Raw genomic sequence first — 16,026 nt, 5'->3', positions numbered from 1 at the left:
ACACAGATGGCATGAAAAAAATTCTGATCCGTGGACCGAACTGGGTGGGAGACGCCGTTCTCGCGATCCCCGCGATGAAAGCGGTTCGGGAAAACTTTGCAGAAGCTGAAATCACATTGATGGTTCGTCCATGGGTGGCGGGGCTGTTCACCTCCGCGCCGTTTATCGACAGGGTCTGGAGCGAACCCAAACCCTCCAGCCTGACGGACTGGAGGCGCGTCACGCGCGAGATCCGCGCGGGGGAATTCGATCTCGCCCTCCTTCTACCAAACTCATTCGAATCCGCGCTGATGATGTTTGCAGGCGGTGTCCGGCAGCGCGTCGGCTACGCGACGGACGCGCGACGCTGGATGCTGACAACGTCCATGAAGCCTGTGGCGGAAGTTCGGCATCAGACGCACTACTATCTCGATCTCGTGAAAACGGTTACGCCGGGCGCCGTCCAGCCATCGATAGAAATTCGGGCCACTGCGGCAGAACGCGAGGCCGCCCGGCGTCTTCTCGCAAGCGAAGGCATCGCGGCCGGCTCGCCGTTTCTGGTGTTGAACCCTGGAGCGGCGTATGGCGCTGCCAAGCGATGGTATGCCGATCGCTTTGCGAGCGTCGCGAACGCGCTGTCGGGGGAGTTAAAACTGTCCGTCGTTCTCATCGGATCGGAAAGCGAGCGCGGCATCGCCGAAGAAGTGGCCGGCCAGATCACAGGCCGCACCGCCATTTTGAACGGGAAAACATCGCTCGAAACGTTGATCGGCGTCCTTTCGGAATCTTCACTGATGATCACCAACGATTCCGGTCCGATGCACATCGCCGCGGCGCTGGGGGTGCCGACCGTCGCGGTTTTCGGCTCGACCGACGACCGTGTCACGTCTCCCTGCGGCGCCCGCACACGGATCGTGAAACAGCAGGTCGAATGCAGTCCCTGCCTTCTCAGGGAATGTCCGATCGATCACCGCTGCATGACAGGCGTGAAAGTGGATGACGTCTGCCGCGCGGCGCGGGAGCTGATCGGTGTTTAGCGCCGTATTTATGGATCGGGACGGCACGGTTTCGGAAGAAGTCGGCTACATGTATCATTCGGGGCTTTATCAACCGTTCCCCTGGGCGGGACCGGCAATCCGCAAGATCAACGAGAGCGGAATGAAGGCGATCCTTATCACCAATCAATCGGGCATCGGACGGGGCTACTTCAACGAATCCACTGTCGATGAAGTTCATGCGATTCTGAAGACCGAGCTCGCGCGGCATGAAGCCTCGCTGGACGCCATCTACATCTGCCCCCACCAGCCGGAAGCCGGCTGCGATTGCCGCAAACCGAATCCGGGGATGCTGCTTCGGGCGCGTCAGGACCTGGATATAGACCTCCGCAAGTCGTACGTCATTGGCGATAAATTCGTCGATATCGAAACCGCTCATCGCGTCGGAGCGACGAGCATCCTGGTTCTTACCGGCTATGGCCGCGATCAGCGTGAAAAATACAAAGCCAACGAACAGCAACCGCACTTCATTGTCGGGAACCTGATGGAAGCCGTGGACGGCATCCTGTCCGGAGCATTTAAATGAATCCGCTGCGCCAGATCATCGACCGCTTCAAAGGCAAGCGCGTCGTCGTTTTCGGTGACCTGGTGGCGGATGTCTTCGTGTACGGTGAAATTTCGAGAATCTCACGCGAGGCTCCGGTTCTCATCCTCAATCACCGCGAAACGCAAATCGTGCCTGGCGGCGGCGCGAACGCGATCCACAACCTGGCCGCCCTCGGAGCCAGGCCGATTCCGGTGGGGATCGTCGGCGACGATGCGGAGGGACAGCGCCTGATCGCATGCTTTGCCGGCCTCGGAATCGGCGTCGGCGGAATCGTTATGGCAAAGTCCTATCGAACGCCCTCAAAAACCCGGATTCTCGCCGGCGCCGTCCATTCCCAGCGGCAGCAGATCGTCCGGCTGGATGCGGGCGCACCGCTTCGTGACGATAAAGCGCGGCAGGCCGCCGAACGAAAATTCAAGCTCGCGATCCAGGACGCGGACGGCTTGCTGGTTTCGGATTACGGCTACGGCCTCGCCAATCCGCAGGTGATCGCGAAAACCTGGAAGAATTCGATTCCGGCAACGATCGATTCGAGATTCTCGCTGCTGAGTTTTTCCGGAATGACGGCAGCGACGCCGAATGAACCTGAAGTCGAAACCGCACTCGGCGTTTCCATCGGCGACGATGCCGGGAAACTTGAATGGGCAGGACGGACGCTGCTCCGGAAGCTCAAGCACGAAGCGCTGCTGATCACCCGCGGCAAAGATGGCATGGCGTTGTTCGAGCGCGGAAAGAAAACGACACATATCCCGATCCATGGATCCGACGAGGTCGCCGACGTCACGGGCGCGGGCGACACCGTCATCGCCACCTTCACTCTCGCTCTGGCCGGCGGCGCGAGCTACGCGGAAGCGGCACGCCTCGCCAACTATGCCGGCGGGATCGTCGTGATGAAGTACGGAACCCGTCCGGTAACCCGCGACGAACTGGTCCAGGCCGTCGAGGCGGACGCATGAAGCTGCGGGATGTCTCGGAACTGCCGCCGCTTCTCAAGGGCAGAAAAGTTGTTCTGGCCAACGGCTGCTTCGACATTCTGCACGTCGGCCATCTGCGCTATCTCGAAGGCGCGCGGGCTCTGGGCGACGTCCTCGTCGTCGCGATCAACAGCGACGCTTCGATACGGCTGATCAAAGATTCCGGCCGGCCCATCCTGTCGCAGGATGAGAGAGTGTCGCTGGTCTCGGCGCTGCGCTGCGTCGACTATGTGCTCCTTTTTGATGAAAGCGACGTCTCACGTATATTGGATGTGCTGAAGCCTGCCATCCATGCCAAAGGCACGGACTACACGGAACAAACGGTTCCCGAACGGGCTAAAGTACTGGAGAACGGCGGCGCGGTCCGGATCGCGGGTGATGCGAAAAATCACTCGACCCGCGATATCATAGACAGAATTCTGCGCGCGCAGCCGGAATAGGCGAAGCGCAAGCGCGATAGCGCGCAGCCGGAATGAAGGACCCGATGACAAGATCGAAACCCAGCCGATTCCTCGTCGTGAAATTCGGCTCGCTCGGGGACATTGTCCACTGCCTGCCCTCGGTTGCGCAGTTGCGCAAGGCCTTCCCAGGAGCCGAAATCGATTGGCTTATCGAGCAGAAGAACAAGATCGTGGTGGAACTGAGCGGCCTCGACGTGCGCCTCATTCCGATCGATACCTATCAATGGCGCAACAGCCCGGGCATCGGAAGCGCGAAGGAAATCGCCGAACTGGTGTGGGCTCTGAGCACCGATGGCTACGACTGTACGATCGACTTCCAAGGCTTATTGAAGTCCGCTTTCTTCGCGTATCTATCGGGCGCTCCCGTCCGTATCGGCTGGGAACGCGACTTTCTGAAGGAATCGGTCAGCCGGTTCTTTTACACAGAAGTCGTTACCCCGAAGCGCATTCATATCATCGATCAGCAGATGGAACTGCTGAAACCACTGAACATCGACCCGGTCTGGGAGACCGAAGTCCGGCTACAGGCCGGCAGCGCTGCCCGGATTGCGGTGGAGAAGAAGCTCGAGGGTCTGTCGGACTACATCGTGATCAACCCGGGCGGCAACTGGCCGACCAAGTGTTGGCATCCGGAGCGATATGGCGAGCTCGCGGCGCGCTTGATGGCCGACGGTTTCCCGGTCGTCGTCACCTGGGGACCCGGCGAAGAAGAAATGGCCAGGACGCTGATTCGCGCAGCCGGCAAGGGCGTGCGCGAAGTGCAGACCACGCTCGAGGAACTCGTGGCGCTTTGCGAACCGGCAAGACTGTTTGTCGGAGGAGATACCGGTCCCATGCACTTCGCTGCGGCCGTGGGCGCCCCGATCGTATCGATCTTCGGTCCAACCAGCAGCGACCGGAACGGACCGTTCCGGCGCGAGGATATCGTCGTCGAACGGCGGCTTTCCTGCAGGCCGTGCTATGAGCGGGATCGCTGCCCTCTCGATCACTGGCACTGCATGGTGGACATCACCGTCGATCAGGTTTATGAGGCTTGCCGCAAGCGCCTGATGCTGGCGGAGCGCTCGCCGGCGCTTCAACCGGCCGAATAATGGCGCAGAGACTTCGCGTTCCGATCGGATTCGTCATCGCGGCTGTGGTGTTGTATCTGGCCGCGCCGACCCGGGTATCGGTCGTGATGGGCCTCCCCCTGGCGGTACTGGGGACGATCTTCCGCGGTCTTGCGGCCGGCGTCATCAGGAAGGATGCAGCCCTTGCGACTTCCGGCGTTTATGCGCTTACACGAAACCCGCTTTACTTCGGGAGCGCCTGCCTGACCGGCGGCTTTGCCATCATGAGCGCCAGCTGGATCGCCGCTGCGCTGTTGCTGGTGCCGTTCCTGTCGATTTACCCAGCGGTGATCGCGCGCGAACAAGCGCATCTGCAGGCCCTTTTTCCTGAAGAGTTCCAGCTCTACAAATCGCGCGTGCCGGTTTTCGTCCCCCGGCCCACCCTTCATTTCCCCCGTTCCTTCGCTTTCTCCCAATACCTCGCAAACCGCGAATACAACACCGCCCTCGGCTTCGCCGCCGCGCTGGTCATTCTTGTCGTGAAACTTCGTTCCTAAGGCTGAATTCGTTGCTGAATTTCAATCCGATCATATAGCGCAATTAACCCATTGATTTACCTACGGGCGAAAACCTATACTCAAAAAGGAACTTTTGAGTGGGCGTTTTGCCCACTTTTTTGTTGTTATGAGCATGGGAGTCGAGTGGGAGCAGGTACGGCGGCTCATTGAAGAAACGGCACAAAGCCAAGGATATGAGTTAGTTGATGCGGAACTAAAGGGCAGCGGCAAGAGTGCGGTCCTGCGGATTTTCATCGACAAGCCGGACGGCATTTCCCTCCACGATTGCGAGTTGGTCAGTGCACAGGTAGGAACGGTACTTGATGTTGAAGATCTGATTCCGTCCGCTTACACGTTGGAAGTTTCCTCCCCCGGTCTGGACAGGAAACTGGTCAAGGAAAGTGACTACACTCGCTTCGATGGAAAATTGGCCAGAATCCAGACCCGTATTCCTCTGAATCAACAAAAGGTGTTTCGTGGACGTCTTCAGGGGCTCCATGACGGAAAAGTCCGGTTGGAATTGCCGAAAGGCAATCTGTTGGAGATCCCGTTGGACGTCGTTCAAGAAGCGAGACTGGAATTCGACTGGGACGCAGAGCGGCGCAAAAGCGAGGCGTAAGGGAGTAAAAACTGATGTCGAACGTGCTTTTTCAAACGATCGATCAGATCAGCCGTGAAAAAGGGATCGATCCGCAAATCGTGGTCCATGCGATCGAGGATGCGATCGTTGTAGCTTCACGCAAATACTTCAAATCGAACGAAGAATTGCGGGGCCGGATCAACCCGGAGACCGGCGAAATCGATGTCTATGCCATAAAGAAAGTAGTGGACACGATTGCCAATCCCGGCAAGGAAATCACGCTGGACGAAGCTCGCGAGATCAAGCCTGACGCTCAGCTCGAAGAAGAACTCGAATTCAAGAAACCCACGGTCGGTCTCGGCCGCATTTCCGCGCAGATGGCCAAGCAGGTCATCTTTCAGAAAGTCCGCGAAGCCGAGCGTGAAAGCGTTTACTCCGAATACCACAAGCATGTCGGCGAGGTTGTGAACTGCGTCGTGAAGCGGTTCGAGAACGGCGATATCATCGTCGAACTCGGCAAGACCGAAGCGAAACTCGGAAGGCGCGATCAGTCCCGCCTCGAGAACTTCTCGGTCGGCGACCGCATCCGGGTGATCATCACGAAAGTCGAGAAAACCGCGAAAGGACCGCAGGTCATCGTTTCCCGCACGGTGCCCGAACTGGTTCAGCACCTGTTCCAGACCGAAGTCCCCGAAATCTACGACGGCACGGTGCAAATCAAGAGCACTGCGCGCGAGGCCGGCGAACGGACGAAGATCGCCGTCACATCGCGCGAGAAGGACGTCGATCCGGTCGGCGCATGCGTCGGAATGAAGGGTACTCGCGTCCAGTCGATCATCCGGGAATTGCGGGGCGAGAAGATCGACATCATCCAGTGGAACGATGACACCGTCACTTTCGCGACGAATGCGATCAGTCCCGCGAAAATCAGCCGGGTCTCGATCGTGGACAGTTCGGACAAGATCATGGAAATGGTCGTCGAAGACAGCCAGCTCTCGCTCGCCATCGGCAAGAAAGGCCAGAACGTGCGGCTGGCATCGAAGCTGATCGGCTGGCGCATCGATATCAAGAGCGAAGAGGAGAAGCGCGCCGAAGTCGAAAGCCAGATGGCAATGCTTCAGGAGCAGATTCCGACGCCTCTGGACACGATTCCCGGGCTGACTGCGAGCCTGATCCAGAAGCTGAATACGGCTGGCATCTCAACTGTCGAAGAACTCGCGAATCTGTCCCCCGAAGACCTGCAGAACGTCCCGGGCATCGGAGAAAAGACGATCGAGAAAATCAGCGACGCGATGTCGGAATATTACACGCAGTCGCCTGCCTATCAGGATCATATGGAACGCCTGGCGCATCAGGCACTGTTCAGCAAAGACGAACCGGCGCCTGAACCGGTGGCAGAGAATAAAGAAACCAGCGATCAGAGCGCCCCGGAAGAGTAAAATAGATGATACTGTTCCGCGGTTTCGGGATCGCTTTAGAGGACATAAACAGGGAATGGCAAAGCTTCGAGTTTACCAGCTGGCCCGCGAGCTGAATCGCGACAACGCTGAGATCATTCGCGAATTGCAGCATATGGGCGTGCCGGTGACGTCGCATTCGAATACGGTTGAGGATCGTCTTGCGGACAGGCTCCGCCGCGAGCTCGGTGTGTTTGGCGCGGCCGGTGAAAAGAGGGCGTCCGCGGACTTCGACGACATCATTGCCGTCGACGAGCCGGAGGAGGAGGTTGCAGCGCATGCCGAGCTTGCAGCGCCTGCCGCCGTTGAAGCGGAACCGCCTCACGTCGAAGCGAAAGCCGAACCCAGACCCGAGCCGAAAGTCGAAGAAAAAGCACCCGAGCCGAAGATTGCAGCGCCTGCACCGGTGCCACCGCAACCGGCGCCGCCTGTACCGCAAGCGCCGCCTCCGGCTCCTCCGAAAGTGGAACAGCCTATAGCTGCGCAGCCGGTGCAACCGGCGCCGCCCGTACAGCCGCCCCGGCCGCTCACAACACCCTCCGGCGGGCGGATTATTCCGCCTCCGGTTCGCATCGGCCCGGCGGTACCTCCGATTCTTCCGACGCCGAAAGTCGAGCCGCCGCATGAGCAACGGAAAACGATGCAGCAGATTGCGCTCGACAAGGCGCGGCGCGATCACCGTCTTCCGCCTCCGGCTCCCGCCGGCCAGCCCGGCAGGCCTTACGACAGACCGGGCCAGCGGCCGATGAGCCCCGGAGGCCCCGGCCAGCAACGGCATCCTTCCGGTCCAGGATTCCAGAATCGTGGCGCGACTCCCGCACCACCCGCAGGCCAACGCCCCTGGGTGCGTCCCGGCGGAGCGCCGCCACCGCCGCAACCCCTCGACCAGCGGCGTCCACTGCCGCAGCAGCGGCCGGACCGTTCGCAGCGCTATGAACGGCAGGCGGAAAAGAAGCTCGACGGCCCCTTTGTGCGGCCGCAGCCCAAACCCGAACCGGTCCGCGAACATCGCAAGGTGATGTTGACCGAAGGTCTGACGGTGAAGGATCTCGCCGAAAAACTCGGGGTTCTCGCCAAAGAGGTGCAGAGGAAACTGATGGATCTGGGCGTCTTCGCCAGTATCAATCAGACGCTCGACAAGGAAATGGCGAAATCCATTGCGAAGGAATTCAATGCCGAGGCGGAATTCGTCACTTTCGAGGAAAAAGTCATGCTGGACGCCGTCGAAGTCAGCGTCTCGGAAAATTCTGCGCCTCGCGCCCCAGTCGTAACGATCATGGGTCACGTCGATCACGGAAAAACATCCTTGCTCGATGCGATCCGCAAGACCCGGGTTACCGAGCAGGAAGCGGGCGGCATCACGCAGCACATCGGCGCTTACCAGGTAACGGCGCAAAACCGTAAGATCACCTTCCTCGACACGCCGGGCCACGAAGCATTCACGTTGATGCGGGCGCGCGGCGCGAAGGTGACGGACATCGTCGTTTTGGTCGTCGCGGCAGATGATGGCGTCATGCCTCAGACGGAAGAGTCGATCTCGCACACGCGAGCCGCAAAAGTTCCGATCGTCGTCGCCATCAACAAGATCGATAAGCCGGGAGTCAATCCGGAGCGCGTGAAGCGCGAACTCGCGGAGCGCGGACTGCAGGCCGAAGACTGGGGTGGCGACACGCCGATGGTCGAGGTTTCCGCAAAAACCGGCAAAAATATCGAACTGTTGCTCGAATTGATCCTGCTCGTCGCGGACCTGCAGAACCTCAAGGCCGACCCCACCCTCGCCGCGATGGGCGCCGTTCTCGAAGCGAAAATCGACCGCGGCCGCGGCAACGTGGCGACGGTGCTCGTCCAGAACGGAACGCTCAAAGAGCGCGACAATTTCATCGCCGGCGCCGTATACGGCAAAGTCCGCGCGATGTACGACGAACACGGCCAGAAGGTCGAAGAAGCCGGCCCATCCAGCCCCGTGGAAGTTCTCGGACTGGAAGGCTTGCCGCTCGCCGGCGACCAGTTCCTCTGCGTCGCCGACGAAAAGAAGGCCCGTCAGATCGTCGCCACCCGGCAGGAAAAACTGCGCGACATCGCCCTGGCGAAGACCTCGCGGCTCACACTGGACCAACTCCACAAACAGTTGACCGAGGGCGAAATCAAGGAAGTGCCTCTGATCCTCAAGTGCGATGTGCAGGGATCGCAGGAAGCCCTGACCGAAATGCTGAACAAGCTCAGCACCGATAAAGTCAAAGTCCGTGTTCTCCACTCGAGCGTCGGTGCCATTACGGAAACCGACGTCCTGCTGGCCGCCGCATCGAACGCCATCATCATCGGGTTCAATGTCCGGCCCGAGCGCAAGGCCGCGGAACTCGCGAATCGCGAGAAGGTCGATATCCGCCTGCACACGATCATTTACAACGTCGTCGACGAAATCAAACGCGCAATGCAGGGTGTGCTCGAACCGGTGTTCAAGGAAACCTATCTCGGCACGGCGGAAGTCCGGAACACGTTCCGCATTCCGAAGGTCGGCGTCATCGCCGGCAGTTACGTCACCGACGGCAAGATCGCGCGAAACGCCGAGATCCGCCTGCTGCGCGACAACGTCGTCATCTTCGAAGGCAAGATTGCATCGCTCAAGCGCTTCAAAGACGACGCCTCCGAAGTCGCCCGGGGTTACGAGTGCGGCATCGGTATCCAGAACTACAACGACGTCAAGAACGGCGACCAGATCGAAGCCTTCGTCACAGAGAAAGTGATGGCGGACGTCGGGGTATAAGAAAGCGCCTGTCTCATTTTCATGGTAGTAATTGCACTACTTACTCTGGATATCCACATTCCGCACGCTCAATCTCTAAAGGACAAGCGAATGGTGGTCCGCAGTTTGAAAGACCGGCTGCGGACGAAGTTCAACGTCTCCGTTTCGGAGGTCGACCATCAGGACCTCTGGCAGCGGTCGCAGGTCAGCGTGGTGACGGTGGGGTCCGACGAGCAGTTTCTGAAGAAAGTCCTCGAGGAAGCGTCCGAAGAAGCGGAGCGAATTGCGCCGGAATGCCAGATACAGAGCAATATCGAGATTGTGTGAAGCCCCATGCAGGGAAGACGAATCGATCGCATTGAAGAACAATTCCGGATCGAGCTCAGCGAGATCATCGAGCGCGAGATTCAGGATCCGCGGGTCGGCCTCACGACGGTGACCGCCGTCAAAGTCTCACCAGACCTGCGGCATTGTCATGTCTTCGTCACGGTTCTCGGCGATGAAACACAGCGGAAAAAGGCGCTGGAAGGCTTACGATCGGCCACCAGCTTCGTCCGCCGCTCCCTCAGCAAGCGCCTGCACCACATGAGACGCATTCCCGAACTCTCCTTTGACTACGACGAGTTGGTTGAGAAGGGCATGCGGATCGAGCAACTGCTGGATCAAATCAAGCACGAGCCGGAGTAGGAAGAGTTCTCGTGAACGACCCCCTGCCGGCCGCTTCGCGGCCAGCTGTCCCCCTGATACAGGGGGACAGCCGTGCCGAAGGCAGGGCAGGGGGTCGCTCACACGCAATGTCGAGTCCAAAGCTAGAAATGCACGGAATCCTCATCATCGACAAGCCGGAGGGCGGGACTTCGCATGACATCGTGAATGCGATCCGGAAGAAATTCAACACTGCCAAGGTCGGTCACCTCGGCACGCTCGATCCGATGGCCACCGGCGTTCTCCCCATCGCGATCGGCAAGGCAACCCGGCTGGCTCAATTCATTTCCAGTTCACCGAAGATCTATGAGGGCGAGCTGCGCTTCGGCTTCTCGACCAACACCTACGATCGCACGGGATCGCCGACCAGCGAGGAAAAGACCGTCCAGTACAGCGAAGGCGATATTCGCGGCGCCGTCCAGACCTTCACCGGCAGTATCGACCAGACGCCTCCTTCCTTTTCCGCCAAGAAGATCGGCAGCGTCCCTTCCTACAAGTTCGCCCGGAAGAACCGGCCCGTGGACCTTCCGGCCGCGACGGTCCACATCGAATCCTTCGAGATCGTCTCGCTCAACCTTCCGTACCTGTCCTTCCGCATCGTCTGCTCTCCCGGGACGTACATCCGCAGTCTGGCGCACGACCTCGGCCGGCAGCTGGGCTGCGGCGCGCATCTGACCAGGCTCCGCCGGATGCGATCCGGCGACTTCACCATCGCAGACGCCGTCAGCCCGGACGCCTGTTCCGCCGCGAATCTACTTCCGCTCGAAGCGCTTCTGGTTTCGCTGCCGCGGATCGAAGTCTGCGGCCCGGACGAAACGAAGGTCCTCCACGGCAATCAGATCCCGGGTGACGGGAATACCCCACTCACCCGCATCTTCAACAAAAAAGGCGAGTTTCTGGCCGTCGCCAGCGTAGAAAACGGTTGGGTGCGTCCTAAACTTGTGCTAACCTGAATTACTTCGAGTTAGAGCGATATGCCAGGCTGTATCTTAGAGAAAGAGATTGAATCGTAGACAATGAGTCTTACAAAGGAAAACAAGGGAAGCATCATCGATAACTACCGAATCCACACATCAGATACGGGTTCCCCGGAAGTTCAAATCGCGCTTCTCAGTGAGCGCATCACGTACCTGACGGAGCATTTCAAGACGCATAAAAAGGATCACGGGTCACGGCGCGGGTTGCTGAAGATTGTAGGCAAGCGCCGCCGGCTGCTCGACTATTTAAGAACATACAATGTCGACCGGTATCGCGAAGTGATTTCCAAGCTTGGAATCCGAAAATAGCGGCACTTTGCCGCCCAAAAAATGAAGAACGGCCCGGGGCAAAGGCTTCTGGGCCGTTTTGTTTTAGGAGATAGCAAATAATGAATGTCCACAAAGTCAGCACGATGATCGGAGAGCGGGAGCTCTCGATAGAAATCGGAAAGCTGGCCAAACAAGCGCATGGCGCCGCAGTCGTCAAGTACGGAGAAACCGTAGTGCTGGTGACGGCATGTGCCGCCAAAGAACCGCGGGAAGGGCTCGATTTCTTCCCCCTCACGGTCGATTACCGTGAAAATTTTTACGCCGCCGGCAAGATTCCCGGCGGATTCTTCAAACGCGAAGGCAAGCCTTCCGAACGCGAAGTTTTGAACAGCAGAATGATCGACCGTCCGATCCGGCCGTTGTTTCCCGAAGGTTATAAGAACGAAACGCAGGTCATCGCGCTGGTCCTCTCGGCCGACACGGACATCGATCCGTCGATGCACGCGATCGTCGGAGCGTCCACCGCGCTATACACCTCGGCGATTCCTTTCGAGCACCCTGTCGCGGCAGTCCGCGTCGGATTGATCGACGGCCGCTACTACCTCAACCCCACTTACAGCGAACTCAAAAACAGCCGGCTGAACCTGGCTGTCGCCGGGATGGAAGACGGCATCTGCATGGTGGAGGCGGGTGCGCACGAGGTTTCCGAAGAAGTCATGGTCGAAGCGCTCAACTTCGGCCACCAGGCCATCAAGCAGATCATCGCGCTACAAAAGGAACTGCGGGCGAAGATCCAGCCGAAGAAGTTGGTGGTCGTTCCACCGGCCGTCGACGAAGCCATGGCGAAAAAGATCGAAGGCGCCGTCCGCGCCGATCTCGAAGACGCCTTGAACACGCATAAGCACGAGAAGCTGGAAAGCTACGAGCTCGTCGACGCCGCGAAGAAAAAGGCCGTCGCGCTCTTCCCCGAAGCCGAGGAAGACGCCGACAAGTTGAAGATGATCAAAAATATCTTCAGTACCCTGAAAGAAAAAATCTTCCGTGACGACATCCTCGGCAAGCGCGAACGGCCCGACCGCCGCAAGTTCGACACGATCCGTCCAATCTGGATCGAAACCCGCGTTCTGCCCCGCACGCACGGGTCCGCCGTCTTCACTCGCGGTGAAACCCAGGCACTGGTCACGGCCACGCTCGGAACCTCCGAGGACGTGCAGCGCCTCGACTGGCTCGAGGGCGAATCCACCAAAAGCTTCATGATGCATTACAACTTCCCGCCGTTCTCGGTCGGCGAAGTTTCGCCGCTCCGCGGCCCCGGACGCCGTGAAATCGGCCACGGCGCGCTGGCGGAACGCGCGCTCGTCCCGGTAATGCCGGACGAGAACGATTTCCCGTACACGATTCGCGTCGTGTCGGACATCCTCGAATCGAACGGATCGTCATCGATGGCTACTGTCTGCGGCGGAACGCTCGCCCTGATGGACGCCGGCGTTCCGATCAAAGCGCCGGTGGCCGGTGTGGCGATGGGCCTCGTCAAAGAAGGCGACAACTACGCCGTCCTGACGGACATTGCGGGCGCCGAAGATCACTACGGCGATATGGATTTCAAAGTTGCCGGAACGAAGGACGGCATCACGGCCCTGCAGATGGACATCAAGATTGCCGGCGTGACGTCGGCGATCATGTCGGAAGCGCTCGCCCAGGCGAAAACAGGCCGGCTGTTCATTCTCGACAAAATGATGGAAGCGATTCCGGTGGTCAGCGAGCAGATGTCGCCCTACGCGCCGCGAATCTATTCGATGAAGATTCCGACCGACAAGATTCGAGACGTCATCGGACCCGGCGGCAAGATGATCCGTTCGATCATCGAGCAGACCGGCGTGAAGATCGACGTCTCCGATGACGGCCGCGTCAACATTGCATCGTCCGACGGCCCTTCGGCTCAGAAGGCGATCGAGATCATCTCAAACCTGACCGCGACCCCCGAAGTCGGCAAAACGTATCGCGGGAAAGTCGTGCGGATCGCCGAGTTCGGCGCCTTCGTCGAGATCTTCCCCGGCACGGACGGCCTGCTCCACATTTCGGAGATCGATGAGAACCGTATCCGGAACGTGCGGGATGTGTTGTCGGAAGGCGACCAGGTGATGGTCAAGGTTGTCGGGTTGGAAGGCAACAAGATCAAACTCTCGCGGAAGGCCGTACTGCGGGATCAGAAACAGAAACAGTAGTTAAGACCTATTGGAGATTGCATCATTAGAGGTTGCTTCATTTCTATATTTGAAATGTGAAGCAACTTCGAATGATGCAATTTCCAATTTAATCCAGATCAAAAGGCTTGATCGGCATTTCCAGTTCGTCCTTCCGCTTCATCGCCTCTTCGAACTTCTTGTCGATGACGTTCATCCGGTCTTTTTCCTTCAGAAACGCTTCCTTGAACCGGTCGTCCGCGGTTTCCTGATCCTTTTTCACCTTCTGGAATGCATCTTCGAACGAAAACTTCGACGTCGTTTTCGGCTTTTCCGTGAAGAGAACCTCGCCGGAGGCTTTGTCCACGGTGAGTACGGCTTCGCAGCACGTGCACTGCACGCGAATCGTCTTCTCTTTTTTGTCCATATGCGGACAGTATACTATGGCTGTCCGGTCTCGGTGGCCTTCATCAGCTGGTCGCGCAGCTGCTGCACATCGCTCAGATGCTGTCCATGCGGGTTTTCCGCGATATAGCTGTTCAGCTGATCCAGGGTCCGGTCATAGCGATGCAGCTTGAGATAAACGTTCGCGAGCATCAGGCGCACGCTGGGCATTTTCGGCGCCAGTTCGAGGGCTCGTTTAAATGCCGCTTCCGCGCGATCCAGGCTGGCAACCTTGTACAGCGCAACACCCAGGCTGAAGAACGCCGGCGCCGAATGCGAATTGATCTTTACCGCTTCTTCGCCCGTGGTGACCGCCCGATCGGGCTTGTCTTCGTCCAGGTATAACGTCGTCAGATTGAGCAGCGGCGCAACGCCGGTCGAATTCAATTGGTGGGCTGCGATGAATTCCTTCTCGGCGTCGTCGGTTTGACCGGAGTCGCGATAGGCGATCCCGAGCTGATTGTGCGCTTCATAGAACTCCGGCGCGAACTGAATCGCCTCATGGAGATCCTTGATGGCCTCTTCGTATTTCTTACCCTCGAGCGCGCTCGATCCCTTCTCGAAATAAGAGACGGCCTTCTTCGGATAGATCTCTTTGAACTCCCGAACGTTGACAACGTCGCCCGCGTTCGAAACGACAGGCGGTCTGCGCACGATCGCGATCAAAAGGTTCGCATCGACTCCATCGAGGTCGACGGTCTGATTGACCGGCTCGAACCCGTCGATATCGGCATGAACCGTATACATGCCGGGAGGCACGTTCGTAAACGTGAAGCGGCCGGAAAGATCGACAAACGTGGTGCCGATGGGCCGGATGCTGTTCGCGAGCAGAGTCACCATACAGTGATCACATGCGAAGTCGCCGTTTTCGAAAAGAAATCTGCCCGTCACCGTCTGCGATCTTTCAGCGGCCGGACTTGTAGTGGGACTCAGAAGCAGAATCAGCAGGATCGGCAGAACGACAAATGCTTTCAGGAACTGCATAGAGCGCTCCGTATTTGTGATCTCTAAGCGGGTTTATGCAATTGCGCTGCCGAAGCCGGAAGACGCGTCAGACGTGGGAATCAGAACGACGGTGTGAATCGGTATTCCACTGCGGCGGCGAGAACGGCAAGCTGTGAGCGATCGATGAAGCCCGGCCGCAGCGTGCCGGCATCGCTCGCCGCCGCGGCCAGCGCGAGACGGAAACACTCCGTCACAGGCCGGTGTTCGAGCAATGATTTCAAGTATCCGGCGGCGAACGCATCGCCCGCTCCGATCGGATTGGCGGTGAAAATACGGGGCGGCGGGGCGAAGAGACACTGCCCCTCGTTGAGGACAATAGCACCTGCATTGCCGAACGTGATGGCGGTGTGGGCCGCAAGCGTCGAAATGGCTGATGACGCAAGCAGTTCGCGCATCTCCCCCGTGTTCGGTTTCATGAAGTCGGGACGGGCGGCAAGACCTGCGCGAAGGGCAGCCCCGGTCGCATCAATGGCAGTGAACTTCCCTCGCCGGCGCGCGCGGTCGATAATCTCCGCATAAAGCGTAACGGGCAGCCCCGTGGAAAGACTCCCGGTCGTGAGGACCCCGTCGGCACGGCCGATCCAGCGCTCGACCTTCCTTAAGAGCTTTGCGGCTGCAGCGGGCTCGACCTCCGGACTCTCCTCGTTGATGACGGTGGGATGTGAAGCACGGCTCGCGTCGCATATGATCGTGCAGGTCCGGGTTTCTTCGTAGGCGGCAACGGTATCGACATGAATGCCGATGCGGCGCAAGGGCTCCGTCACCGCCGATCCGTTTCTCGATCCGACGAATCCTAACAGGACAACGTCGCCGCCCAGTTGCCGGAAGACCCGCGCGGCATTGCTTCCCTTCCCGCCCGGCTGAACCACAGCCTGACGGCTGCGCTGAACGGCGCCCGGTGTGAGGTTGCCGACCTGAAGGATGCGGTCGATGGCGAGGTTTGGACAGACAACCAGAAGCATGCAAGAAGAAGGAACCACAAGAAGCGCAAAAGGCACAAGAGCCTTCTGTACGTCTTGTGCCTTTTGTGGTTCCTGTTT

General features: G+C 58.9%; 17 protein-coding genes. 14 read left to right on the top strand and 3 right to left on the bottom strand.

Translation table 11 applies throughout. From position 1 onward, the window contains the following. The first annotated feature begins 11 nt into the window (after window positions 1-11). From waaF to pnp, 14 genes are all read left to right on the top strand, one after another. Window positions 12-1,016, top strand: coding sequence for a lipopolysaccharide heptosyltransferase II (gene waaF, locus VGK48_22030; protein HEY2383864.1), 1,005 nt, complete (start codon window positions 12-14; stop codon window positions 1,014-1,016). Further along, the gene (locus tag VGK48_22025; GenBank protein ID HEY2383863.1) at window positions 1,009-1,560 is read left to right on the top strand and encodes an HAD family hydrolase; all 552 of its coding nucleotides are present in this window, start codon (window positions 1,009-1,011) and stop codon (window positions 1,558-1,560) included. Before waaF ends, VGK48_22025 begins: the two co-directional genes overlap by 8 nt. Beyond that, window positions 1,557-2,537, top strand: coding sequence for a PfkB family carbohydrate kinase (locus VGK48_22020; GenBank protein ID HEY2383862.1), 981 nt, complete (start codon window positions 1,557-1,559; stop codon window positions 2,535-2,537). The genes VGK48_22025 and VGK48_22020 overlap by 4 nt, the downstream gene beginning before the upstream one ends. After that, entirely contained in the window at window positions 2,534-2,995 is a 462-nt protein-coding gene (locus tag VGK48_22015) for an adenylyltransferase/cytidyltransferase family protein (GenBank protein ID HEY2383861.1), read from the top strand. The genes VGK48_22020 and VGK48_22015 overlap by 4 nt, the downstream gene beginning before the upstream one ends. A gap of 44 nt (window positions 2,996-3,039) precedes the next feature. Continuing rightward, the gene (locus VGK48_22010) at window positions 3,040-4,107 is read left to right on the top strand and encodes a glycosyltransferase family 9 protein (GenBank protein HEY2383860.1); all 1,068 of its coding nucleotides are present in this window, start codon (window positions 3,040-3,042) and stop codon (window positions 4,105-4,107) included. Further along, window positions 4,107-4,622 carry a methyltransferase gene (locus tag VGK48_22005; protein ID HEY2383859.1) on the top strand — a complete coding sequence of 172 codons (516 nt, stop codon included), beginning with the start codon at window positions 4,107-4,109 and terminating at the stop codon, window positions 4,620-4,622. Before VGK48_22010 ends, VGK48_22005 begins: the two co-directional genes overlap by 1 nt. Before the next feature lie 133 nt (window positions 4,623-4,755). Continuing rightward, window positions 4,756-5,241 (top strand): ribosome maturation factor RimP, encoded by a 486-nt coding sequence (gene rimP, locus VGK48_22000; protein HEY2383858.1) that lies wholly within the window; start codon window positions 4,756-4,758, stop codon window positions 5,239-5,241. Between the two features lie 14 nt (window positions 5,242-5,255). Beyond that, window positions 5,256-6,641: a transcription termination factor NusA gene (gene nusA, locus VGK48_21995; protein HEY2383857.1), complete on the top strand. Its 1,386-nt coding sequence runs from the start codon at window positions 5,256-5,258 to the stop codon at window positions 6,639-6,641. A gap of 55 nt (window positions 6,642-6,696) precedes the next feature. Beyond that, the gene (gene infB / locus VGK48_21990; protein HEY2383856.1) at window positions 6,697-9,423 is read left to right on the top strand and encodes a translation initiation factor IF-2; all 2,727 of its coding nucleotides are present in this window, start codon (window positions 6,697-6,699) and stop codon (window positions 9,421-9,423) included. A gap of 21 nt (window positions 9,424-9,444) precedes the next feature. Next, window positions 9,445-9,729 carry a DUF503 domain-containing protein gene (locus VGK48_21985; protein ID HEY2383855.1) on the top strand — a complete coding sequence of 95 codons (285 nt, stop codon included), beginning with the start codon at window positions 9,445-9,447 and terminating at the stop codon, window positions 9,727-9,729. 6 nt (window positions 9,730-9,735) lie between these two features. Further along, entirely contained in the window at window positions 9,736-10,089 is a 354-nt protein-coding gene (gene rbfA / locus VGK48_21980) for a 30S ribosome-binding factor RbfA (GenBank protein ID HEY2383854.1), read from the top strand. 128 nt (window positions 10,090-10,217) lie between these two features. After that, the gene (gene truB, locus VGK48_21975; protein ID HEY2383853.1) at window positions 10,218-11,060 is read left to right on the top strand and encodes a tRNA pseudouridine(55) synthase TruB; all 843 of its coding nucleotides are present in this window, start codon (window positions 10,218-10,220) and stop codon (window positions 11,058-11,060) included. A 63-nt stretch (window positions 11,061-11,123) separates the two neighbouring features. Beyond that, entirely contained in the window at window positions 11,124-11,393 is a 270-nt protein-coding gene (rpsO, locus tag VGK48_21970) for a 30S ribosomal protein S15 (protein HEY2383852.1), read from the top strand. A gap of 80 nt (window positions 11,394-11,473) precedes the next feature. Further along, window positions 11,474-13,579, top strand: a complete 2,106-nt coding sequence (gene pnp / locus VGK48_21965) for a polyribonucleotide nucleotidyltransferase (GenBank protein ID HEY2383851.1) — start codon at window positions 11,474-11,476, stop codon at window positions 13,577-13,579. A gap of 88 nt (window positions 13,580-13,667) precedes the next feature. Here pnp and VGK48_21960 read toward each other — a convergent pair whose 3' ends face one another. The 3 genes from VGK48_21960 to VGK48_21950 all read right to left on the bottom strand — a co-directional run bounded on the left by VGK48_21960 (window position 13,668) and on the right by VGK48_21950 (window position 15,948). Then, a complete protein-coding gene (locus VGK48_21960) occupies window positions 13,668-13,964 on the bottom strand; it encodes a hypothetical protein (protein HEY2383850.1) in 297 nt (98 codons plus the stop codon). A gap of 14 nt (window positions 13,965-13,978) precedes the next feature. Further along, window positions 13,979-14,965, bottom strand: coding sequence for a tetratricopeptide repeat protein (locus VGK48_21955; GenBank protein ID HEY2383849.1), 987 nt, complete (start codon window positions 14,963-14,965; stop codon window positions 13,979-13,981). Between the two features lie 80 nt (window positions 14,966-15,045). Next, entirely contained in the window at window positions 15,046-15,948 is a 903-nt protein-coding gene (locus tag VGK48_21950; protein ID HEY2383848.1) for a PfkB family carbohydrate kinase, read from the bottom strand. Between the last annotated feature and the right edge of the window lie 78 nt (window positions 15,949-16,026).

Source organism: Terriglobia bacterium (genome assembly GCA_036496425.1).
In the GTDB taxonomy this organism is placed as follows: domain Bacteria; phylum Acidobacteriota; class Terriglobia; order 20CM-2-55-15; family 20CM-2-55-15; genus 20CM-2-55-15.
The sequence above is the reverse complement of the archived record's forward strand: the minus strand, read 5'-3'. Positions and strand labels throughout refer to the sequence as shown.